Source organism: Sphingopyxis sp. Geo25 (genome assembly GCF_949769135.1).
Taxonomy (GTDB): domain Bacteria; phylum Pseudomonadota; class Alphaproteobacteria; order Sphingomonadales; family Sphingomonadaceae; genus Sphingopyxis.
The window spans coordinates 204,606-228,605 of sequence record NZ_CATKOZ010000002.1 but is presented as its reverse complement, the minus strand read 5'-3'; the positions used below and the strand labels follow the sequence as shown (position 1 = coordinate 228,605).

Below are 24,000 nucleotides of genomic sequence, written 5' to 3'. Positions count from 1 at the left end.
GGGTCTTTCTATTCGGCGGCAGCTTCTGCTGCGGCAGGGCGCTCGGCGGCGAGTGCGTCGAGATAGGCGCGGTTGGTCGGCAGGCCGGCCGCGAGCGTGCGAGCGCGCTGGCGCATCTCGGCGAGCGCCGCCACCGCACCGTCGCTGGCGGGCCAGCCCGCGGGCGGCGGAAAGCCCATACCGTAGAGGATATATTGATGGCTCTGCGCCGAGAAAATCTCGTCGATGTAGGGGAAATCCGACGACGACGGCGGCTGGTCGCGCCACAGCGTCAAGAGATCGGCGAGGTGCGGCGGGATATGGTCGGGGTCGCGGTGTGCGCGCCAATAGGGCTCCTCGCGGCGGCTCAGCACATAGTGGAGCTTCAGAAACTCGATGATGCGATCCCAGCGATAGCGGAACAGCTTGTTGAAGCGCCCGGCGTGGATATCCATCGCCGCGCGGTCGGCCGGGAAATTGTCGATGAGCGCGCGCAGCGACAGCTCGATCAATACAATCGCCGAGGCCTCGAGCGGTTCGACGAAGCCCGCAGCGAGCCCGACCGACAGGCAGTTGCGTTCCCAGAAGCGCTCGCGGTGACCGGTCTTGAAACCGATATGCCGGAACGGCACCCCGAACACATTGCTGTCGGGCACGGCGCCCGGCAATTCGCGGGCTATATAGTTGCGAAGGATCGCCTCGGCCCGCTCGGCGTCCATGAAGCGGCTCGAATAGACGCAGCCGATGCCGCGACGCGACGGCAGGCCGATGTCCCAGATCCATCCCGCTTCGTGCGCGGTCGCGATCGTCTGCGAGGCGATCGGGCTGCCCGGCGGCACCGGCACCTGCGAGGCGATCGCGCGGTCGTTGAACGCATGGTCGCTGCGGTCGACCCACTCGACGCCCAGCGCGCCGTCGATCAGCAGCCCCTTGAAGCCGCTGCAATCGATGAAGAGGTCGCCTTCGACCTCGCGGCCGCTGCGTGTCGTCAGCGCAGCGATATCGCCATTTTCGGCGTGCCGGACGCCGGTCACATGGTCGAGGATATGGGTGATCAGCGGGTTCCGCTTCGCGTGAGCGCCGAGCAGCGCGCCGAATTTCTCGGTCGCGAAATGATAGGCATAGTTGGTCGCCCCCTGATAGCCGGGCATCGCGCGCTGGCGCGGCGCGAGGTGGAGGTCGCAGACCGCGGCCTGCGCGCTCATCGCCGCCGCGAAGGGCTGGTCGGGCGCGGTCGCCTGCCAAGCCGCGAGCAGCTCGCCCATCGGCAGCGGCGGCGGTGTGGTGAAAGGATGGAGATAGCTGTCGCCCGCCGACCCGTCGACCCAGCCGTCGAAGCGCGACGCCTGTTTGAACGCACCGTCGCACGCGGCCAGAAATTCGGCCTCGTCGAGCCCGATCGTCTGGAGCGTCGTGCGCATCGTCGGCCAGGTGCCCTCGCCGACCCCGACGATCGGCACATCGGGCGCCTCGACCACCGTCACCGACAGCGGCGCCGCCTTCGCGCGGCGTGATGTCGCGATCAGCGACGCCGCCAGCCACCCGGCGGTGCCGCCGCCCACGATCACAACCCTCTCGACCTTTTGCGTCATTGAGAACGTTCCTAAGCCACTCGCAACGATCCGTCACGCAAAAGAGCCGCACCCCATGGGAGGCGCGGCTCTCTCGCCAACGGGCGGACGGGGGACGCCGCGCCTAGAAGGTGAACCGGACCCCGGCGGCGTAGCGGGCGTAGCCCGGCGACACGAAGCTCACGTTGTTCTTGCTGCGGAGATGCCCGCGGCGCCCTTCGCCCGTCAGGTTGATCGCCTCGACGAAACCCGTAAGGCCCGGGATGAACTCATAGCTCGCGCTGGCGTCGATCTGCCAATAATCCTCGACATAGAAAGGGTTGGGACCGGTGCCCGAAAGATATTCGTCGCGCCAGTTCCACGCCACACGGCCCTGGAGCGGCCCCTTGTCGTAGAAGAGCACAGCGTTCGCGCTGTCGCTGAGCCCGGTCAGCGCGAACTGCGGGACCGACGACGGCTGCGTATTGTCGTAGGTCGCATCGCCATTGACGATCGTGTAGTTCAGGATGACGCCGAAGCCGGTGTCCCAGAAGCTGTGCTGGAGCGCGAACTCCCAGCCGTTCAGCGAGGCGGTCTGGTCGCTGTTGATCGGCGTCGTGATCTCGAAATTCAGCAACGGATCGCCGGGCGCGCTGTTGATGATGTTTCCGGTCACCGTGCTCGGGAAGTTGGTGATGATATATTGGCGGATCTGCGCCACCGTCGCACTGGCGCCGAGCGCGGCGATCGCCGCGTTCCAGCGCGGGCCGCCGACCGGGGTCGTCAGTCCGAACGCATTGGTGTCGATCCGCGTCGACGAGATGAAGTTGCTGACATCCTTGTGGAAATAGCCGACCGACAGATAGCTTGCCGGCGCGTAATACCATTCCGCCGACAGGTCGATATTCTTCGACTTATAGGGGATCAGGCCCGGATTGCCCTGTGCGCCGGTGCCGCCGCCGACGCGGAACAGCGTATCGATGGTGCGGCCGCCCTGCATACTGGCATAGTCGGGACGCGTGATCGTGTGGCTGTACGAGGCGCGCAGCTTCACATTTTCCATCGGCGAGACGTCGAGGTCGAACGCCGGCAGCCAATTGTCATACGAGCCCTTGAAGCGCGTGAACTGACTGTCGCCCGAATAGACGACGTTGAACTCATTGTCGCCGACCCAGCGGGTATCGACCGGGACCGGAACAAGCGCCGCCGACGAAATGTCGGTGGTCTCGTACCGGATGCCGGCAACGAAATGACCCGGATTGCCGAACAGGTCGAACACCGCCGAGGCCTGCAGATAGGGTGCGAGCGTCTTTTCGGTGATGCGGCGATCGGTGTTGAACTTCGCAAGGCAGGTGCCGGGCACGCCCTGCGCCCCCGTCTGCGGGCTGCTGCACGTGCCGTACAACCCTTCGATCAGGTCGACCATCCGGCCGAAATCGAACTTGTAGAAGCTCTGGATCATCCCCGGCTGCGCCAGACCCGGGAATTTGTCGGGAATGGTTTCGAGCTCGAAGATGTCGTCGGGAATATCCGACGCCGGACCCGCACCGCCCCAGGTGTCGTTCTGGATCGTACCGAAGGCCGAACGCACCTTGTTCTCGACATAGGACACGCCGAAGTCGATGGCATCGAGCAGACCGCTGTCATGATCGTACCGGCCGCGCAGCTGAACCTGGTTGATCTCGTCCCTGAAATAGGCGTTGCGGAAGGCGTTGCCCGTCGGGGTGATCAGCGCGGCATTCAGCGGGTCGATGCCCGGATGCATGTTGTACGAGATGACCGGCAAGTCATTCTCGAAATTGATCGTCTGGTTGGCGACGCCAAACACCGCGTTGCCGACCGAGATGCTCGACCCATAGTCGTTGACGGGCTTTACCGTCGCGGTCGAATGATGCGCGTCGAGCTCGAAGCTCACGCCATCGGAGCCCTCCCACTCGACGTTGAAGCCGAGCGACTTGTTCTCGGCGCGCGTTTCGGTGAGCGCGCCGCTGTACGACAGATCCTTGCCGATCGCGCACTGGTTCGGCGGCGGCGGCGACGGCGCGGCGCAGCCCGGTCCCGGGGGACCGAAGCGTTCGGTATAGAAGATCGGGCCCGCGACCGGACCGTCGGTCCACGCGCTCGACGTATCTTCATGGTTGAACCAGACGCCGACATTGCTGTTGCGGGTCTGAACGGTGTTGCGCGAATAGGTATAGTCGATCGTCGCGGTCAGCCCGTCGGTCGGGCGGAATTGCAGCACGGCCTGGCCGTTGATGCGCTCGCGGTCGATATCGTTGAGGTCATAGGACGCGTTCTGCGGCACCTGATAGACATCGGTCGCGTCGGGACGATTGGTGATGTTCGGGAAGCGCGGGTCGCCCGGCTGCGCGAGCGAACCCCAATTATTCTCGCTGCCCAGATAGCCGTCGCGCCAGCCGACGTTCGCGGTGTTCGTGCTTGACTTGCGCTTCTGGTAGGAACCGCTGATCGCGAAGCCGATCGTATCGTCGGCAAAGGTCGTGCTGAAGATACCCGACACTTCGGGCGTCACCGAATCGCCGCTGTTGCGCGAGGAGTCGACCACCGCCTTCGCCGACAGGCTGCCGTGCATACCCGGCTTGTCGAGCGGGCGCGGGGTGCGGATATTGATCGACGAGCCGATGCCGCCCGACTCGATCGTCGCGCGGCCGCTCTTGTAAACCTCGACGCCCGAAATCGATTCCGACGCGAGGTTGGCGAAGTCGAACGAACGCGAGGAGGGCGCGCTGCCGCCGTCGCCGATGAAGGCGGTCGGCATCTGGCGCCCGTTGAGCGTCACGAGGTTGAATTCGGGTCCGAAGCCGCGAACGGTGACGAGCGAACCTTCGCCGTTCGACCGGTCGATCGAGACGCCCGTAATGCGCTGAAGCGATTCCGCGAGGTTGGTGTCAGGGAATTTGCCGATGTCTTCTGCCGAGATCGCGTCGACGACGCCCTGCGCATTGCGCTTGATATCGGCCGACGCCTCGAGGCTGGCGCGAATACCGGTAACGACGATCTCGTCGCCCACGCTATCGCTGCTGTCCGCCGGAGCTTCCTGCGCCATAGCCGCCTGGGCCGCGCCGATCAGCGACAGCGCCGACGTGCCGACCAAAAATTTGGCGAGCCAATGCTTGTGCGAAGCCTGCATCCCGTAACCCTCCCAAATGCGCCGTTCTGGTGACGGCATTCGAATAATGTGAACGTTCACCTAGATGATAACGTTCTCTTTGTCAATGCATATGCGGGCAGTTCCTCTTCTCGGCGCCCATCCTCACAGGCGGGTTCCGCGGCGTTTCGTACCCTGGTTTTCAGCCAAAAGGAGGGGAAAGGCGAGAGATCGGGGCAGCGGAAGATCCCCGGCGCCTGCAGGCATGAAGCGGCGTTGACTACGAATTCCATCGCGCCGGTGGGCGGCTGCCGCGCTGCCTTCGCGAGACGTGATCGCAGGGGTCATTAAGCTTATTCTTACCTTGTTCAGGCATCTGCCGAAGCATGATGAGCCGGCTTCTCTCATCCTGCTCGCCCATGGCCCGCACCGCAATCGCGGCGGCGGCAATGCTCGTGGCGACCGCGGCGCAAGCCGCGATCGACGCCGACGTCGCGAAGACCGGCAACGGAAAACCGGGCTGGTTCAATAGCGACACGTGCCACTCCGTCGCCAATACCGCCATCCCGGCATCGATCGCCTCGCCGACCGGTACGCCCTACCGGCAATTGAGCGCGCTCGACCGGATGCGCCTGCGCCAGGAGGGCGGCGTGCTGGAGCCCGCCGCCACGGGGCGCCCCCCTTCCGCCGACGCCACGCAGGCGATGGCACCGGCAAGTCCAGCCACCTGCTCCCGCCGCCCGGCCGTACCCGGCCGCCTCTCGCGCCCCGATTTCTTCGAACCCGTTGCGAGCGATCCGGAGTCCGAACTCGGCACGGTGGCGCTCCCGGTCGCTCATACGCGCTTCGACGCCCGCTGGGACCGCGTCCGGCGGGCGGCGCCGGGGCCGCTGATGCGCGCCGAACTGCGCAAGGCCGGCGTGACCGCCGGGATCGACGAGCGGGATTTGCTCCAGCGCGTCAACCGGGGTGTCAATCGGACGCTCGCCTATGTCGAGGACGAGCGCAATTACGGCCAGCGTGACTTCTGGGCGACCGCCGGGGAAACGCTCGCGCGCGGCCGCGGGGATTGCGAGGATTTCGCGATCCTTAAAATGCAGATGCTGCGCGCCGCCGGGATCGACGACGACCATATGAAGCTCGTTCTGCTGCGCGATCTCGCGCTGGGCGCCGACCATGCGGTGCTGCTCGTCCGGGCGAAGGACGGCTGGCTGGCGCTCGATAATATGACCGACCGTCTCTATGGCGGCCCGCAAGCCGGCGAGATGCGGCCTATGCTGTCGTTCAGCGGCGCGCGGCGCTGGATTCACGGCTATGCCGACAGCCAGCCCGCGCCAGCACAGCTCGCCGTTCCGGGAAATGCGGATGCCGTCCCGGCGCGGATAGGGAATTGGACGATGACAAGCCTTGGCCGACGGCCCGAAAAGACCGCCGCAACGCGCGGCACCGCGACCGGCTTCGTCCTAGCCAGCCTGACGGCCGCGCGGACCGTGCGCGACATGGTCGGCCGGCGGCGGCTGTTCGAAACGCGATAACAAGGCACGCGACCACCTTAACATTACCATCGATACGGGCAGCGATATCGTGCCAGTTCGGTAGCGTCGCGCGCAACGCGACTCGCCCCGCGCCGAGTCTGCTTGCGACTCGGGCCATGGCCTAAATGATTAAGGATTGCGACCGAACCGATCATATTTTGGGACACTTAGCTCGCACGCGGGCGACGGCTGTGCTATCCATAGGGGTAGCACCGCATTGCTCGCTCCCGCACTCAGGCATCGTTTAACATTCTGCATTTCATGTGTTAAACAACACCCACTCTTCGGAAGGGCCGACAGGGGACAAGGGGGGCGGGAACCAACGCTACCTCTTTGGGGGTAGAGAGCTGAATCCCGATGGAATCCCTAAGCAAATTGTATAACCATATTTGCAGTAAATCGATCACGAATCGAAAAAGTTAACGCGATTTAACAAAACAAGCGATCCGGGTTTGATGATCGGCGGGGACATGCGGTTCGAGTGACGTTGAAAAACAAAATGGGTTGCCTTGACTGAACTTTCAGGGAGGCGGGTGATGTTGGAGGTGGTTCAAATTTCGCTGGTGGCGAAAAACGAAATCGCAAGGGAGGGTTTGCGAAACATACTTTCGAGTGACAATTTTCGGATCGAGGCTTCGGTGTCGGATATCTCGGCGCTTCTCGACCCACAGGGAAATATCGAACGCGACGACGATCATCATGTGATCGTGATCGACAGCGGAAACGCCGGTTTCGGGCTCGACGCGTGCCGCAAGCTCGCCGCGAAGCGAAGCAGGACACGGTTGGCGCTGCTCATGGACCACTATTCCTTCGAGGACGTGGTCGAAGCGTTCCAGATCGGCGCCGATGGCGTCATCATCAAGGAAATTTCCTGCGCACCGCTCACCGAATCGATCCGGTTGGTGGCGCTTGGCGAAAAGGTTTTCCCGTCGCAGCTGGTCAACAATCTGACGAGCTGGATTCCGACCGCGATTGCGGGCGACTGGAAGGTCAGCGCGGCGTCGGTCGGCCTGTCCGACCGCGAGATCGAGATTCTCGAAAGCATCATGGCGGGCATGGCGAACAAGGTCATCGCGCGGCAATTCGGGATCTGCGAAGCCACGGTGAAGGTGCATGTGAAGGCGATCCTCCGCAAGCTGGGGGTCGAGAACCGCACCCAGGCCGCGACGTGGGGAGTCAAAAACGGTTTAGGTGAACCGGTGCAGCTCAATTTGCGGGAGGTACGGCCGGCGCGGGCTCTCCCCAGGCTGTCACCGGTCACGGGACGGGCGGCCTGATCGCCCCGACGATCTGAACGGGAAGACGCGCAGCCTCTCGTTCTTTGCGACAAGTATCAAAAAAGCGGGCTCCGGATCAAATCCGGGGCCCGCTTTTTTGGTCCGGACGGGCGCGATCAGCGTTCGGTAAAGGCTTCCGAGCGAGCGCGCAGGAAGGGCTTGAACAAGTAACTGAGCACGCTCTTCTTGCCCGTGATCACCTCGACGTCGCAGATCATCCCGGGGCTGATCGGCAGCTTGCGCTGCCCGCTCTTGAGGTAAGCGACGTCGGTCTCGACAACGACGGTGAAATAGGCCTCCTTTGCGACCTCGTCATAAATGCTGTCGGCCGACACCTGCACGACGCGCCCGGACAGCGCGCCATAGATCGCGAAATCATAGGCCGTGACCTTCACATTCGCGCGGTCGCCGACCTTGATGAACGCGATGTCGCGCGGAGCGACACGCGCCTCGACAAGCAATTTGTCGCCGATGGGCACGACCTGCATGATCTTCTGCCCGGCCTGAACGAAGCCGCCGACCGTCGTAACCTGCACGTCGTTGACGATCCCGTTCACGGGCGAGCGGATTTCGCTCCGGTCGCGGCGCCCCGCGGCGCCGCGCAGCGATTCCGAATTCACCGCCATCTTCGCCACCAGCTGGTTGCGTTCGTTGAGCGCCTCCTGCCGGAACTGCAGCCCCGCCTCCGACATCTGCGCGCGCGCTTCGCTGATCGCGGCGGAGGCGCGCGAGGCCGCCTGTTCGGCGGCGGCGAGCTTGCCGCGGATTTCGGTCGCCTCGCGCCGCGCGTTGAGCAATTCGGTTTGCGGTACGATCGATTTCGCCGCAAGCGGCTCGAGCAGCTCGACCTGATTCTGCGCGAGGCCGAGGCTCGATTTCAGCGACGCGATCGTCGCCTGTGCCTCGTCATAATCGCGGCGGCGCTGCTCGACCGCGGCGGCGAGCGCGGCTTGCCGGCTCTTGAGCGCGGCGGCGCGCACCGATTGCAGGTCCGCCTCCTGGCTGCATTCGACCTGGCTCTGTCCGGGGCCGCAAGCGGCGCCCGCTCCGCTGCCGCTCCCCTCGCGTCCCAGGCGCGCCGCGCGCGCGGCAAGCGAGCGGTTCTCGGCCTCGATCTGGCCGAGTTGCGACGAGGATTCGGTGTCGTCGAGCCGCACGAGCAACTGCCCCCGGCGCACCGGCTGCCCCGGCCGGACGACGATGTCGAGGATCGTCGCCGGTTCCGACGACTGGACGACCTGTGCCTTGCTGGAAGGGATGACGCGGCCCTGTCCGCGCGTCACCTCCTCGACCTTGGCGAAGCTCGCCCAACTCACGAAAACGAACAGCCCTACGGCCGACGCCAGGATCACCCGGCGGGTGCCCACATAGGGGCGCGCCCTGATCACGAACCGCTCTCCTTCAATCCGATATCAAAGTCGCCGCCCTGCTGCGCGGCGATCATCCGCGACGCGCGGCTCGCTTCCTCGGGCGCCGGGATCGCGAGCTCCCAGCCCTTCGCAGTGTCGAGACGGCCGCCATTGTCGTTTTCGGCGCGCCGGTCCTGCAGCGCGGCGGTCGGATCGCCCGCCGCCGCAAGCGTCCGCCCGTCGCCACCTGCGCCTCCGCCGCCCTTCGCGAGCGAAGCACGCGGCAGGATCGCCGGTATGGCTTCCATTCCGCTATAGCGGCCCGAAAAGGCTCCCGGCGTGCCCCAGCGGCCCGGCCAGCGGTAAAAGATATGCGCGCCGATCTGCGCGAGCTTGACCAGCTTGGGCGCCCAATAGGGCGACACATAATTGGCGTGATAATGGGTCGCATAGCCGACCGACGGTTCGACATAGCCATTGAGGGCGGCGAGCGCGACTTCCTCGGCTTCCTTCCACGCCTCGGCATTGGGACGCCGCTTCAACGATCCGTCGCAGGTGAAGCTGAACTGGCACACCGGCCGGTTCACCCCCTGATAGACGACACCGCATACCGATTTCGGAAAGGCAGGGTGCATCATGCGGTTGAGCACGACCTGCGCCACCGCGCGCCGCCCCTTGACCGGTTCGAAACCGGCCTCGAAATAGACCGCCTGCGTCAGGCATTTGAGCGCGGTCAGCCGCGCAATCTGGTCGGCGGCCATCGGCTCGAAGGGCCGCGCCTTCACGACCGGGCCGTGGGCGAAGGGGATCGCCTCGTTGCGCGTGATCGCGGTCTCGGGCGCCTCGACGATCATCTGCGCGGGGTCTTCGGTCAGCTTGATCAGTTCGACCATCTCGCGATCGAGCTTCGGCGGCGGCGCCGTATCGCGCTCGTGATAGTCCGTATCGCTGGCGCCAATGATTTCGCCGAGTTTCGCCCACAGCATGTTCGAGGTCAGCAGCGACACGATGACGACGATGCCAAGCACCCACAACGCGGTGCGACGATTGTCGTCGGGCGCGACAGTGCCGTAGCGGCGAGGGGCGACCGCGGCGCTCATGACAGCGTCCGCTGCGCGAGGATTTCATCGCGCGGGCCGTCAGCGACGATCCGGCCATTGTCCATCACGATCAGCCGGTCGACGAGGTTCAGCACCGCCATCCGGTGCGTCGCGAGGATCAGTGTCTGGTCGGCGGGGATCGCGGTCCGCAACCGGTCGACGAACAATTGCTCGGTCTGGCTGTCCATCGCGCCCGTCGGCTCGTCGAGGAAGAGCAGATGCGCCGGGGTCACAAGCGCACGCGCCAGCACCAGGAAGCTGCGCTGCCCGCCCGACAGGCGCGATCCGCGTTCGCCGATGTGGAAATCGAACCCCGTCGCGTCGCGGCCGATGAAGGCGTCGGCGCCCGACCGCTTCACCGCTTCGATGATCGCGGCGTCGTTCGCTTCGTTCGCGCCGACGAGCAGATTCTCGCGCACCGTGCCACTGAACAGCTCGGCGTCCTGCCCGACGAAGCGAAGCGTTTCGCGGAGGTCGTGCGGATCATATTGCCGGCTTTCGAGGCCGTCGATGCGATAGCTGCCCGCGGTCGGGTCATAGAGGCCGCAAAGCAGGCGGCCGAGCGTCGATTTGCCCGATGCGACGCGGCCGATCAGCCCGATGCGCTCGCCGGGCTCGATCGTCAGGCTGATATCGGCCAGCGCCTCGCGCTCGGTATCGGGATAACGGAACCCCGCATGGTCGAGCTGCAAGCGCCCACTGCGGATCTCCGGCGTGATCGAGCGGCTGCCCTTCTCGCGCTCGTCCTCCTGGTCCATCAGCAATTGCAGGCTGTTCAGCGTGACGAACGCCTGCCGCCCGCGCGTCATCAGGAAGGCGAGCTGCCCGACGGGGGCGAGCGAGCGGCTGGCGAGCATGACGATCGCGATGATCGCGCCCATCGAAATGATGCCGGCATTGAAGAGGTAGAAGCCGCCGATGATCAGCGCGATGCTCGTTCCCTGCTGGCAGAGCGTGGCAAGATTGACCGCGGTCGCGGTAAGCTTGCGCATCTCTTCCTGCGTGTAGGCGTTCGAGGCCGAGAGCCGCCGCCACTTGCCGAGCATCCGCCCTTCGGCGCGGCACGCCTTCACGGTTTCGAGGCTGCCGATCGATTCGATCAGCGTCGTCTGGAGCAGGCTGGTGTCGACCTGCGCATCGGCGACCGCGAGGCTCATCCGCCGCTGGAGCAGCCAGCCCATGACGAGCATGATCGCCATCGAAACGATCGGAATCACCGCCAGCCAGCCGCCGAGCACCGCGATCAGACCGACGAAGACGAAGAGGAAAAAGATGTCGGTGACCAGCACGACGGTGGTCGAGGCGAAGAAGTCGCGCACCTGTTCATATTCGGTCACCCGCCGCGCGAGTGCGCCGGTGCTGCCGCGCTGCGTCGCGAGCGGCAGGTTCAATACCTTGTCGAGGAGGCGCTGCGACAGCCGCGCATCGATTCCGCGTCCGACCTCGTCGATCAGGCCGGTGCGCGCGAGCCGCAGGCCATATTCGACCGCGATCGCGAACATCGCGCCGAGCGCGAGCACCCACAGGCTCGACGCCGCCTTGTTCGGGATGATGCGGTCATAGACGTTCATCGTGAACAGCGGCATCGCAAAGGCGAGCAGGCTGATCAGGAACGACGCGAGCATCACATAGGCATATTGCCCGCGCTCTTTCCACACCTCACTCCAGAACCAGTGATGCTTCGCCGCCTCGTCCCACGGCCGCTCGCGCGCCGCCTCGCTCGACGGATCGTGGCGCACGATCACGCCCTGCCCCGAATAGGCGGCCTCGAGCAGCGCGCGGTCGACGCGGACGTCGGCGCTCGCACCCGGCAGGCGCACCGAACAGGCATCGCCATCGAGGTCGGTGAGGATCAGCGGCCGTTCGCCATCGACGAGCAGGATCGCGGGCACGTCCTGCGTGTTCCAGCCCGCCAGCGGCCGGCGCACGAGATGGCAGCGCAGCCCGACGGCATCCAGCGCATGGTCGATCTGGTCGAGCGGGACGAACCCGTCCTCGTCTAGCGCCAGCCCCTTCTTGACGCGCCCCTCGGCGAAGGGGCGCTCGAACATCGCGGCGATGCCCGCGACCGTATCGAGCAGTTCGTCGCCATCGGCAGGCGCGGCCCGCCAGCTATCGAACCCCGTCATCAGCGAAACGTCGCGAAGTCGGCGGGCACCACGCATATGACCCGGAAAATTCACCGCGGTTCCCGCATCGAGGCCGGATCGGTCTGCGGTGCGGGCTTGACCTTGAAACGCTCGCGCGCATCGGCGATCGCGGCCTTCGGCGGCGCGACCTCCATCGCCGCGAGCAGGTCGTTGAGCGCCGCCAGCAATTTGAACTCGGCGTAAAATTGCGCGAATTTGGCCGTCTCGGCGCGAACCTGGACATTGTAGCGGGTGTTCTGCGCGTCGAGCACGTCGAGCAACGAGCGGCGGCCCACGTTGAACTGGGCGCGGTACGAGCGCAGCAGTTCGTCCGACACGCGGCTCTGCTCTTCGAGTTCCTTGACCAGCCGGCCTTGCGCGTCCCACGTATTCCAGGCGATGCGCACATCCTCTTCGGCTTCGCGCACCATCTGGTCGACACGGAAGCGCGCCTCGCGCTCGCGGCGGTACATTTCCTGCACCTTCGACTTTTTGATGCCGCCGTTGAAGACGTCCCAGCGCATGACGACGCCCGCTTGCAGATCGTTGGTCTCGCCGCGGAAGCCGTCGATATCGTCGCCGATGCGCGCATTGCCCTCGAGCGCGAGCGTCGGCATCTGCTCGGCCTTCGCCTTGCCGACCATCGCGTGCGCCGCGTCGAGATCGGCCTGCGCCTCGCGCACGCGGGGATTGCGCTCGCGCGCGCGGCCGAGCGCCTCCTCGAGCGAGGCGGGGATATTGCCCGCAAGCGACGGCGGCAGCGAAGCGCCGTCGACAAGTTCGAGACCGGTCAGCGTCCGAAACGACGCCCCGGTGTTGACGAGGTCGAGATTGGATTCGGTCAGCCGTGCCTGTGCCGCCTGCTGCCGCTCTTCGGCCTGCTGCTGGTCAGCGATGCTGAGCGAACCCTTCGCAACGCCTTCGCGCAGGTCGGCCACCAGCTTGCTGTGGAAATCGATATTGTCCTGCGACGCCGCGACAATGCGCTGCTGGAGCAGATAGTCGAGATATTGGCGCGTCACCTGCAGCGCGATGAACTGCGAGCGTTCCTCGACGCGAAAGGCGGCGCCGTCGGTCCGCGACGCCTGGCGCTTCACTTCCTTGCTCCGCACGCCTCCGTCGAACAGCATCTGTTCGATGCGCAGGCTGCCTTCGACCGGATAGAGCTTGTCATCGGCGATCCCGAGATTGCGCCGCGTGCTGTTTTCGAGCCGGCGGATTCCCGCCGATCCCTCGACCGAAACCCGCGGCAGGAACAGGCCCTGCGCCTGTTCGCGCTCGAATTCGATTGCGGTACGGTTTTCCACCGCCTGGTTGATTTCGGGGTTCGTCTGCATCGCCGTTTCGACCGCAGTCTTGAGCTCGACACGCTGCGCGCGCGCGGTTCCCGATATCGCGACGACGGCGACGGCGGTGAGCAACAAGGCTGCTGTACGGATCTTCGGCATCTCATTTCCCCTGCTTTTCCCTCGGTCGTCGTCGGCGGATAGCGGTCCCGGCCAGTCGGCCTGCGTTGCTTCCCCCGTTGCGCCCCTTGTTTTTTGTTCCGTCTTTCGTGCGGTCACGCGTGAACCGCCGCCGCCTGTTCGAGTTGCGCGGCGATATGCTGTTCGGCGAGACCCGCCATGAATCCGTGCCCGGTACCCATCGACCCACCATCGCCGAGCAACCCGTCGGTTGCACTCGCGAGCACGGGCACCTGTGGCAGCGCCTCGTTCGACGCCGGCGCCGCGCCGAGCAGCGCATCGAGATCGACCTGCGGTCCTTCGAGCGCTCCGGCGACGATCGCCTTGACGTCGTGCGCGGCCCCGTCGGCGGGAACGATCTGCGTGGGCGTCAGCACCAGGACCTGATCGACCGACGGCGCCGCATCGGGCTTGGGCGCAGCAGCCTCGGCGCGATCGACGTGCGTCTCGTCGAGCAGGCTCGCATAGCTGCGCTCGGGCGCCGGATCGGCGGCATTGCTGGTCGCGTCATTGTCTTCGCCGCCACGATCGATCGCCTGCCGCGTCGGGGCGTCGCTATGGTGGCGGTCGCTGCCCGATTCATCCGATGCGAGATGCGAGGAGAGGTCGGCCTTGGTCGCCGGTTCGACGTCCTGCTGTTGCGAAGCGGCGCTCGTCGTCGCCTCGACCGCGAGGGTCGCCGCGACCGATTGTTCCGCCGGAGCAGATGCAGGCTCTTCGGCGGCGAGCGGGGTCGCCGCGGCAAGTCCAGCGACGAGCATTGCGGTCGACAGGCCCGCCGCGCTCCGCTGCTGGTCGGCGACGAAATTCGTCGCGAAGGCGGCGTCGGCGAGCTTGCCGGAGCTGCCGTCGGCGCGGGTATAGGTCGCCTCCCCGCGCACGACGACCTGGCCGTCCGCAGCCGTGTAGCCACGATTGTCGGAGACCAGCGCTATGCTGATGATCCCGGCATCGATCAGCGAGCGATACTCGCCGGGATCGGTCACACCATTGCCATTGGCGTCCTGCCAGACGCCGAACTTCGCGAAATGCTTGTCTGCCGCGTCGAGCTTGCCATCGCCGTTGCTGTCATAGGCGGCAGCGAGTCCCTGCAGGTCGGACAATCCCTTGCCGCCGAAAACAAGTTCCGACCCGTTGTTGACCTTGCCGTCCCCATTCTTGTCGATCGCGAGCAGCGCATCGTCGCGGCCGACCCATGCGGTCGTCTCCGCCACCCCGTCGCCGTCATAGTCGAAGCGGACCGCCGCGTCGGACGACACGAACTCGATCCCGTCGCCATCGAGGTCGAGCGCGATCGGCGGCGCCAGCGCGTTGATCGTGATCGACAGGTTCGCCGTCGCGGTGTCGCCATCGCGGTCGGTCAGCACATAGGAAAAGACCTCGGTCGCGGTGACGGTGATCGGCGTCGGCGGCTGGTAGGTATATTGGCCGGTCGCAAAGTTGAGCGTCAGCGTGCCGCCCATCGGGGTTGCCACGGCATTGAGGCTGGTGCCGGCGATCGACCCGCCGGTCGACACCGATATGCTCGATGCGCCGTCCCAGCTGTAGGTGGTCGTCCCGACCGTGATCGACAGCAGGCGGCCGCCGTCGGCGCCAAACGCATCGTTGGTGTCGAGATCGCCCACCACCGCCGACGGCACGATGACCGACAGCAAGGTGCTGACCAGGTCCTGGAAATCGTCGACGAGGATCGGCTGGTTGTTCGGCGCGTCGTTGAGGTCGACGTCGCGCAGCCGCTGGATGTTGAGCGGCTGAAGCGGGTTGTTGTCGATCCCGATCGCGGTGACATTGATGTGATTATTGTCGACGAAGCTGTTCCACGCCGACGCGGTCGATGCGGCGAGCGAATTGATGACCTGCGGCGGGATGCCGCCGAACTGCACCCCCTGGTTCGGGTTGCCGTCGCTCAGGAAGAAGACCTGGTTGCTGGCGCCCGAGATCGCCGTGAAATTGGCGAGCGCGGTCTGGATCGCGCCGGTATAGTTGGTGTTGAGCCCGATTTCCTCGTTCGACGGCCGTTCGCCGCCCGCCGCCGGGTTGAGCGAGTCGAGATAGGCGTTCGCATCGGCAGCGCTCGCGAAGGACGGCGAGGCGAAGGAGCCCGACGAGAAGATCACGAAGCGGATCGTCATCACGCCCGATGCCGCGTTGTCGAGCTGGCTGAGCGCGCCCTGCACCGCGCTGATCATCGTGTTCAGCTCGCCATTGTCGATGCTGTCGCTGAAATCGAGGATGAAGAGCGTGTTCACATCCTGCGTCGGCTGCGAAGTCGATCCAGCCTCGCCGACGGCGTTCGGCGCATCATCCTCGATCACGACCTGGATCGCCGCGGCGTTGGTCGTCGTCGTGGTGCCGTCGGACACCGACACCGGAACCGAGAAATTCTTGAGATCCTCCAGCGCAACGGTCGGATGGTCGACCGCGTGCGACAATTTGACCGTATAGGCTCCGTTCGGCGCCAGCGTGACGCGGATGACTTCCGCCCCGCCGGCCGAACCGATCAGCGTGCCGGTGCCGACGCCCGTCCAGGTCACCGGCACCCCGCCCGCGGTCAGCACCGGGCCGGGATCGCCCAGCGTCGCGGTCAGCGTCTCGCCCGCGTCGGCGTCGCCGATTGCCAGCGAGCCGCTGGCGGTCGTGCTGTTCGTGGTATCGAGCGTCGCGTCCGGCAGCGCATCGGGCACCCCGCCAGCCAACCCTTCTTCCGACACGCGCGCGATCGCAGTGCCGATCGTCGGCGCATCGTTGGTCCCGAACACGGTGACCGACAGCGTCGAGGCGACCGAAAGCGCGCCGTCGCTGATCATATAGGTGAAGGTGTCGACCAGCGTCTGGCCCGCGTCGAGCGCGTTGACCGCCGCCTTGTCCTCGTCGAGCGTGTAGGTGTAGCTGCCATCGGCGGCGATCACCAGCGTGCCATAAAGGCCGACATAGGTGCCTGCCGAGGTGACGGTGATCGGCTCGAGGTCGGGATCATTGTCGGCGACGTCGGCGAAGAGGCCGAAGGGCGCGCCGGGATGCGCGATATCCTGCAGCACATTGCCGGTGGCGCTCGGGTCCGACCCGCTCGGTCCGTCGAGCACCCAGTTGGTGTCGGCGCGCGCGACGGGGAAGTCGTTGGCGCCGGTGATCGTGATCGTGATCGTCGCGGTCGCGCTGTCGCCGTCGGCGTCCTGCACGGTGTAGTGGAAGGTTTCGGTCAGCGTCTGGTTCGCGCCGAGCGCGATGACCGCCGGGTCGGCGGGGTCGAGATCATAATGATAGCTGCCGTCGGCAGCGATGGTGATCGCACCATAGTCGCCCGCCAGCGCCGCGCCGATCGATCCCGTCGTCGCGCCGAAGGCGACCCCCGTGACGTGCAGCCCGCCGTCGGCGCCCGCAGTGTCGGCCGACCCGTCCATGCCATTCTCGTCGATGCCACCGATCCCGGTCAATACATTGCCGTCGGCGAAATTCTGGCCGTCGCGCGCGACATTGTCCTCGTCATGGACGGCAAGCGGGGCGTCGTCGCGGATCGCGAACTGGCCGGTGATGTCCGCGGTCGTCCGCGCCGTGTCGCCATCGCCATCGGTGACGATCGCGGTCAGCGTGATCAGGTTGCTGCCGGCTAAGAACAGCGCTTGGTCGGGGCCACTGTCGGGCGTATGAAGTACCGCGCGCGACTGGTCGAAGGTGACGAGGCCGCCGGGGCCGACCGAAATGCGGAACACCTCGTGCGACGCGGTGCGGCCATAGACCACGCCGCCGACGATCGAGAGGATCACCGGCTCGCCGGTCAGCGAATCGATCAGCCCGCTCGGTCCGGCGGTCACCCCCAGCTCATAGGCGGTGGTGCCGGGGCCGTCGGCGCCGAAATCGGTCGTCGGCGCGAACAGGCCCGACAAGTCGGCCGTCGTATCCACGGCGAGATTGCTCTCGTCGAGCTCCAGCACCGGCGCGCTGCCGCCTGCAGAGACGGTCGGACCATCGTCTGCAAAGCGGATGTTGCCGCCAAGGTCGACGGCGACCGTGTCCGATACGCTGTCGCCATCGCGGTCGGTGATCGTCGCAGTGCCGCGCAGCTCGATCAGATTTGCGCCCAGCTCGACGAGCTGCGCCGCATAGTCGGCCGGAGACCCCGGCAACGGATGGTCGATTTCGGCGAATTGGGTGAGTGTGACGATGCCCGTCGCCGCATTCACCGACACCGAAAAGACCGGCGTGCCGCCCGCGCTGCCCACAATCTGTCCGGATACAAGGGCAAGCGTGACCGGCACGCCATTGCTGGTCAGGGCGGTGGTCGCAGCCGCCGTGCCCAGCGCAAGCGCATAACTCCATGTGACCTGACCCGCCCCGGCGGGGCCGTCGGCGCCGAATTGCACCGACGCTGCCGAGAAGGCCGATGACAGGTCTGCGGTCGCGGTGTCGAAGGCCGCGCCGCGCGTGTCGGCATCCTGCGTGGTGAGCAGGATGCTGTTCGTGTCGACATTCGTCGCGTCGATCGACGGGCCATCATCCCGGAACGCCAGCGTGTTGCCGACGAATGCGATCGCCGACGCCTGGTCGCCATCGCCGTCGGTGACGGTCGCGACGAGGCGGATCAGCGTCGACGACAGCGTTGCAATATCGTCGGGATTGGTCGCATCGCCATGTTTGATCGCGCGCATCTGGTCGAGCGTCGCCTGCCCGTTGGCGTCGATCGTCAGCCGGAAGGCGACGGTCGAGAGCGAGTCCTGCAAGCGCCCTTCGACGACATTGCCGTTCGCCTGAAGGATGATCTTCGACCCCGTCGCGACATCGACCAGCCCCGAAGCGGTCGTGACCTCGAAGGCGTAGCTGACCTTGCTGCCCGCGGCGTCGGCGCCGGTAACGACGTGGAAGAAAATCGCAAAATTGGCGGTCGCGTCGGCCGCAAGATTGGTCTCGTCGACCATCAGCGCGCCGGTGGAAGAGGTCACGGCCATGATCGAGGGAACATCGTCGGACACCGAAAGATCGACCGTGCCCGCCACCTTGTCGCCGTCGGCGTCGGTCGCAATCACCTCGACCGAGCCCAGTTCGGCAAGGTCGTCGGCGAGCGTGTCGGGGTGCATGCCGTAGTTGGACTCGAGCGTCATCGTAACGGTCGCGACGTTCCCCGCGACGCTGAGGTCGAGGATGACGACGACATTGTCGTCCGCATCGCGGCCGATGATCTGCGTATCCGACTCGAGCGTCCAGATCAGCCCGCCGTCGAGGCCCGAGGGATCGCCGAAGCCGATCGACGCGATCGCATCGGAGCCCGGCGTGAACGCGATCTGACCGCTTGCGGTGACCGGCTGGAAGATCGACGGTGTCGATCCGGTCGTCAGATGCTGGTCGTCGACGGTCAGGCTGATCGGGGCGCCGGCTGTCGGCTCTGCCCCGTCCGCAAGGCGGATCTGCTGCAGCGCCGAGGACTGGTCGCCATCGCCATCGGTGATCGTATAGGTGAAATCGGCCGCGATGGGGAACTGGCTCGTCTGGGTAACGGGATCGAAAGTCCACGCGCCATCGGCACTGAACGTATAGGTGCCGTTCGCGTTGGTATAGCTCGTCGTTCCGCTCGCCGCGACTGTCACCGCCACGCCGCCGATCGTCACTCCGGTCACCACCGCGCCGTCAGCGCCCCGCGTGTCGTTCGCCAGCAGATTGCCCGAAATCGGCGGCGCATCCTCGGCGACCGTGATCGACGGCGCCGACCGCGCGACCGGATTGTCGTCGAGCACGCGAACGTCGAGGCTCGCCGTCGACGTCGTTCCGTCGCTGTCGGTGATCGCCACCGCGAAGCTATCGGTCAGCGATACCCCGTTGGCGCCGCTGTGCAGCAGGCTGTTGTCGACCAGTTCGTAACTGTAGCCGATCGTCCCGCCGATGATGTCGCCGGCATTGTCATAGACGGGTTCGAAATCGGTGATCGTCAGGATACCGAGCGCAGTGCCGATCGACGTGCCGACGATGATGTCGCCGTCGAAGAGCGGCTCGCCGCCGACGGTCAGCCCCGCGATGCCGTCGGGCGCGTCGAAGCTGAAGCTGCCGGTGCGGACCAGGGCATCGCCGTTCGGGTCCGACCCGTCCGCGAGATTGGCCTCCGACACGGTGACTTCGCCGCCATCGGCATTCAGGCCGGTGAAGCTGATCCCGTCGTCGCGGCCGCGGATCGTGATCGTCAGCGTCGCGGTCGCTTCGTCGCCATCGCTGTCGGTGATGACATAGTCGAAGGTTTCGGTAAGTTCTTCGTTTCCGCCCAGCCCCGCGACATCGGCGTTTTCGGGATCGACGACATAAAGGTAGCTGCCGTCGGACGCGATCTCGAGGGTGCCATAGGCGCCAAGGGTCTGGCCGTCGACCGCGCCGGTCTCGCCGCCGAACGATACCGCCGTGACGGTCGCACCATCGGCGCCCTGCACGTCGGCGGCGCCATCGGTGGCATTCGCATCGTCGCCGCCGATGCCCGTGAGCACATTGCCGTCGGCACCCTGTTCGCTGCCCGCATCGACCGCATCGACATCGTCGATCGCGGTCGGGACATCGTCGATGATCGCGATTTCGAGCGACGCATTCGCGCTGTCGCCGTCGCTGTCGCTGACGGTGATGCCGAAGCTGTCGGTCGCATCGTCGCCATAGCTCGCCGTGGTCAGCGCATAGGTATAGCCGATCGCCGTCGGGCTCAGGCTCGTGATGGTGAGCGTCCCGAAACTGCCCTCGATCGCCTGCCCGACTGTCGTGACCTCGATCCCGTTGATCCGGATCGTCCCGAACCCGTCGGGGGCCGAGATCGCGATCGAACCGCTGGTCGCGGCACCGCCACTTTCGGGGGCCGATCCGCCGGGCAGCCCCGCCTCGGCAACCGTCAGGCCGTCGTCCGAGCCGCTCGGTACGCGAATCCGGACCCCGCTGTCGGCGATGTTGATCGTCAGCGTCGCGGTCGTGCTGTCGCCATCGCCATCGGTCAGACGATAGGTGAAGACATCGGCGACGCCGCCCGGCGCTTCCGGATCGCGGGCATAGCTGTAGCTGCCATCGGCATTGAGAGTCAGGATGCCATAGAGGCCCGCCACGGGCGTTCCCGCGGGCACCGGATCGCCGCTGCCGGTCACGAACGACACCAGCGCGCCGTCGGCGCCGACGGTATCCCGGCCGCCGTCATTTTCGACGTCGGTGATCACATTGCCCGTCGCCGTGTCGTTGCCGCTGACGATCGTGTCGAAATCGGCGATCGCGATCGGCGCATCGTCGATGATGTCGATTTCGAAACTGGCCGAGACCGCATCGCCATCGATGTCGGTGATTCCGACCGTAATCGTCTGCGACGCCGGATCGCCGATCACATTATCCTCAAGCGCGAAGGCATATTCGATCGAATCGGGGTTGATCGCGACAATGTAGAAGGTGCCCGTAGGCAGCGCGATCGCCTGTCCCTCTTCGGTCACTGCAATCCCGTTGATCGTGATCGCCGCCGGGCCGTCGGCCGCCCCGAACTGGATCGTGCCGAAGCTGAAATAGGAATCGTCGCCGGTGCTCGATCCGGCCGGCTCGCCGGGCCGCTCGGGTAGCCCCGCCTCGTTGACGAAGGTGCCTTCACCCCCCGCGACCGGAACCGCCAGCGTCGGCGTGCTGTCGGCGATGTTGATCGTCAACGTCGCGGTCGATGTGTCGCCGTCGCCGTCGGTCAGGCGATAGACGAATGTGTCGGAGACGCCACCCGGCGTCCCCGGATTTCGGACATAGACATAGCGGCCATCGGTGGTGATCAACAGTCGGCCATATTGGCCCTCGATCGGCGCCCCCGGCGCCAGGAAGTCCGTCGCCGCCTCGGTCCGGATGCCGGTGACGAGCCCCCCATCGGCGCCCAGCGTGTCGGCGCCGGCCGCGCCGCTGGTCGTGCCCTCGCCGGTGATGACATTACCGGCGGCCGGATTGCGGGTGCCTGCTTCGGTGTCGTCGACGTCGGGACGCGCGATCGCGGCATCGTCGGCGATCGTCAGCGTCAGCGTTGCCGTGTCGACGTCGCCGTCGGCATCGGTCACCGTCACCGTCACGACATCACGCGCGTCGGGAACGGTCGCATTGTCGGTCAGCACATAGCTGTAGCCGATCGCATCGGGCGTGATGCTGGTGATGGCGATCTGGCCGTAGGTCGTGGCGACGGTCTGGCCTACCGCGGTGATCACCGTACCGTTGACCGATACACTGCTCGGCTGGTCGAGCGCGGTGATCTGGATCGTGCCGGTGATCGCTTCCTGCCCCGACGCCTCGTCCGATCCCGGCGGTTCGGTGCCGCGCGCAGGCAGCGCAGCCTCCGACACCGTCGCGGTCGCGTCGGCGGCACCGGCCGGCTGATCGGGGGTAATGATGACGATATCGGGCTTGTTGTCGATCGCGTCGGGAATGATTTCGCGCGCCTGTCGATCGGGCAGGCCGAAGTCGGTGGGCGGCAGCAGGTTGCCGATCGCGAAGGGGTCGCCGATGTCACCCGGCGTCTGGGCGAAATTTCCGCCCGAGCTTTGCAGCGTTCCCGCCGCGGGTTCGGGCTCCTGCGTCGCGATCAGCGCCGCGATCGTCGGCGCGGGAATATTGATCGGCCCGATCCGGAACTGCGGAATATGGAGCGCGCCGTCGACGATCAGCAGAACCTGCCCGTCGGGCAGGGTGATCACAAGGTCGTTGCCCGAAAGCCTGATGGCGTCGAGCCGCGTTCCGGGTGGGAGCTGGACAACGTCATTGGCGGGCACAATACGCATCGCGCCCGCCGGAACGGCCCTTGCGGTACCAGCCACCTCCTCGGGTCGCTGAATTGCCTGTCGCTCCATCGCCTTTCGGCCCCCCTGCACTTCATCCCCCGCCCCGACGTCCGGCGAAGACCTGTACGGAGGTCACACCGGACTAAGGCGAGCGGCATCGCGTTCGCGCCAGATGGCCGTCCGAATGCGCAATGTTCGCTTTTGTGATCTGCTAGGTTCTCTTTGGCGACCGATGCCCGTGCGTCATCACTGACCCGGGAAATACAGACCCAGGTCACTGATTCTGCAATGGCAATTTTCGGTATGCGGCCCTATACTTTCGGGTAGATCGAATAACTTAAGGGTTAAAACTTCCTTAAACTTCACAGATATGGACATCTGGAAAAGTAAAAATCGGGACATTTCGTCTTAAGACCGAATCTTCTCGGACAATTTAGATAAAATTGGCGAAATAGTTATGGTTTATTCTCCAATTTAATGAAGACTATACTTGAATTTTCAAGTATGCCTCCACTTTATTCGATCACGCCTTCAACGTCGAACTCCGCGACGATATCCGGCCCGCGCCGCAGGATATAGCGCCCGGTATAATGTCCTGCCGGCCAGCCGCCGGGCGGTGCGCGCTTGCCGCTATAGGCGAACCAGCTGAGGCCGCCCCCGGCCACGACGCTCTCCTGGCTATGCACGATCCCGCGGTCGGGGCCCGCGATGGCGAACGACTGGCGGTCGCCCGACATCGCACCCATCGCGTCGACCCACAGGATCAGCGGCGCATCGCGGCCCGCGAGCCGCGGGGACGGATCCCGGCCGGTGACGGCCTTTGCGGGCACGGCGGAGGCAAGGCCTGCGGCGATCACGGCCGTCGGCCGGTAACCGAGCTGCAGCGCGGCGGGGGGGGTCCAGAGGCCCGATGACGCGCCCGCCGCGGCGCAGGATGCGTCCGCGGCCCCGCCGGTGAAGGGGTCGATCGGCTGCCCGCGATGCCGGATCGCGAAATGCAGGTGCGGAAACTCGCTGTTCCCCGACAGCCCGATCAGGCCGATGCGTTCGCCCGCCGCGACGCGCAGCCCCGGGCGGACGGCGACGCTGCCGCGCTGCAAATGGCTGTACTGCGTTTCCCATCCGTTGCCATGGTCGATCACCACGCCATTGCCCGCCTGTTTGTCGGCTGGCGCGGTCCGTTCGGTCACGCTGATGTCGGGCTCCCCGTCGCGGGTGCGGAGCACCAGCCCGTCGCGCGCCGCAAGCACCGCATAGCCTGCCCGCATGTCGGCCATCGTCCGAAGCCGGATATCGATCCCGTCGTGCCCGTCGGTCGTCAGCGTTCCGCAGTGATAGTCGCTCCGCCCCGGCCCCGGATCATGATCGACCAGCTTCTGGATCAGGCAGGATTCGCCGACGCGGCAGTCTACGGGAAAGGCGAAGGCTGGCTGGTCGCCGGACGCCGACACCGCGAACAGCGCCATGGCGAAAGGAAAGGAGAGAATGGTCGCGATCATCGGGATGACATCTGCCTTGCGGCAGGGTGCCCAGCCCCGCCTGCGGACGGCCCGGAGGCCCGACGCCGGCCGCCGCCCGGGGGGTCTGGGCGGCGGACACGGCTAGCCGGCCGAGGGACCGACTGAACTCGGGAACCTGCCAGAAGCCAGAGAATAGTACGGAATTCCCTCGATTTGCCGGCAGAAATGCCGTTGACGTTTACTCTGCAAGCCCGCTTGGCCAAAGCGAGCATCTTGAGGATGATTCTGACCGCCACCCTGCAACC

10 protein-coding genes are annotated in these 24,000 nt (G+C 65.8%); 2 read left to right on the top strand and 8 right to left on the bottom strand.

Annotated features, from left to right (window positions below; genetic code table 11):
- Positions 1–8: 8 nt before the first annotated feature.
- Both QOL68_RS08305 and QOL68_RS08300 read right to left on the bottom strand, forming a co-directional pair.
- Entirely contained in the window at positions 9–1,571 is a 1,563-nt protein-coding gene (locus tag QOL68_RS08305; protein ID WP_282948986.1) for a tryptophan halogenase family protein, read from the bottom strand.
- Between the two features lie 103 nt (positions 1,572–1,674).
- The gene (locus tag QOL68_RS08300) at positions 1,675–4,680 is read right to left on the bottom strand and encodes a TonB-dependent receptor (RefSeq protein WP_282948988.1); all 3,006 of its coding nucleotides are present in this window, start codon (positions 4,678–4,680) and stop codon (positions 1,675–1,677) included.
- 377 nt (positions 4,681–5,057) lie between these two features.
- Between QOL68_RS08300 and QOL68_RS08295 the strand changes: the two genes are divergently transcribed.
- A complete protein-coding gene (locus QOL68_RS08295) occupies positions 5,058–6,173 on the top strand; it encodes a transglutaminase-like cysteine peptidase (RefSeq protein ID WP_282948990.1) in 1,116 nt (371 codons plus the stop codon).
- A gap of 638 nt (positions 6,174–6,811) precedes the next feature.
- Positions 6,812–7,450 carry a LuxR C-terminal-related transcriptional regulator gene (locus QOL68_RS08290; RefSeq protein ID WP_167541773.1) on the top strand — a complete coding sequence of 213 codons (639 nt, stop codon included), beginning with the start codon at positions 6,812–6,814 and terminating at the stop codon, positions 7,448–7,450.
- A 116-nt stretch (positions 7,451–7,566) separates the two neighbouring features.
- Here the strand turns inward: QOL68_RS08290 and QOL68_RS08285 are convergent, their stop codons facing one another.
- From QOL68_RS08285 to QOL68_RS08260, 6 genes are all read right to left on the bottom strand, one after another.
- A complete protein-coding gene (locus tag QOL68_RS08285; protein WP_282948993.1) occupies positions 7,567–8,838 on the bottom strand; it encodes an HlyD family type I secretion periplasmic adaptor subunit in 1,272 nt (423 codons plus the stop codon).
- Positions 8,835–9,899 (bottom strand): cell wall hydrolase, encoded by a 1,065-nt coding sequence (locus QOL68_RS08280; RefSeq protein WP_282948995.1) that lies wholly within the window; start codon positions 9,897–9,899, stop codon positions 8,835–8,837. The genes QOL68_RS08285 and QOL68_RS08280 overlap by 4 nt, the downstream gene beginning before the upstream one ends.
- Positions 9,896–12,028: a type I secretion system permease/ATPase gene (locus tag QOL68_RS08275; RefSeq protein WP_283404290.1), complete on the bottom strand. Its 2,133-nt coding sequence runs from the start codon at positions 12,026–12,028 to the stop codon at positions 9,896–9,898. Before QOL68_RS08275 ends, QOL68_RS08280 begins: the two co-directional genes overlap by 4 nt.
- 50 nt (positions 12,029–12,078) lie before the next feature.
- Positions 12,079–13,476: a TolC family outer membrane protein gene (locus QOL68_RS08270; protein ID WP_058457064.1), complete on the bottom strand. Its 1,398-nt coding sequence runs from the start codon at positions 13,474–13,476 to the stop codon at positions 12,079–12,081.
- A gap of 113 nt (positions 13,477–13,589) precedes the next feature.
- A complete protein-coding gene (locus QOL68_RS08265) occupies positions 13,590–22,235 on the bottom strand; it encodes a DUF5801 repeats-in-toxin domain-containing protein (protein WP_282949000.1) in 8,646 nt (2,881 codons plus the stop codon).
- A 515-nt stretch (positions 22,236–22,750) separates the two neighbouring features.
- Positions 22,751–23,734, bottom strand: coding sequence for a M23 family metallopeptidase (locus tag QOL68_RS08260; RefSeq protein ID WP_282949002.1), 984 nt, complete (start codon positions 23,732–23,734; stop codon positions 22,751–22,753).
- Positions 23,735–24,000: the final 266 nt, after the last annotated feature.

What these genes read in the sequence shown, in the direction of transcription:
- QOL68_RS08305 (WP_282948986.1), bottom strand. Translation starts at nt 1,571, where the DNA reads ATGACGCAAAAGGTCGAGAGGGTTGTGATCGTGGGCGGCGGCACCGCC.
- QOL68_RS08300 (WP_282948988.1), bottom strand. Translation starts at nt 4,680, where the DNA reads ATGCAGGCTTCGCACAAGCATTGGCTCGCCAAATTTTTGGTCGGCACG.
- QOL68_RS08295 (WP_282948990.1), top strand. Translation starts at nt 5,058, where the DNA reads ATGGCCCGCACCGCAATCGCGGCGGCGGCAATGCTCGTGGCGACCGCG.
- QOL68_RS08280 (WP_282948995.1), bottom strand. Translation starts at nt 9,899, where the DNA reads ATGAGCGCCGCGGTCGCCCCTCGCCGCTACGGCACTGTCGCGCCCGAC.
- QOL68_RS08275 (WP_283404290.1), bottom strand. Translation starts at nt 12,028, where the DNA reads ATGACGGGGTTCGATAGCTGGCGGGCCGCGCCTGCCGATGGCGACGAA.
- QOL68_RS08270 (WP_058457064.1), bottom strand. Translation starts at nt 13,476, where the DNA reads ATGCCGAAGATCCGTACAGCAGCCTTGTTGCTCACCGCCGTCGCCGTC.
- QOL68_RS08265 (WP_282949000.1), bottom strand. Translation starts at nt 22,235, where the DNA reads ATGCGTATTGTGCCCGCCAATGACGTTGTCCAGCTCCCACCCGGAACG.
- QOL68_RS08260 (WP_282949002.1), bottom strand. Translation starts at nt 23,734, where the DNA reads ATGATCGCGACCATTCTCTCCTTTCCTTTCGCCATGGCGCTGTTCGCG.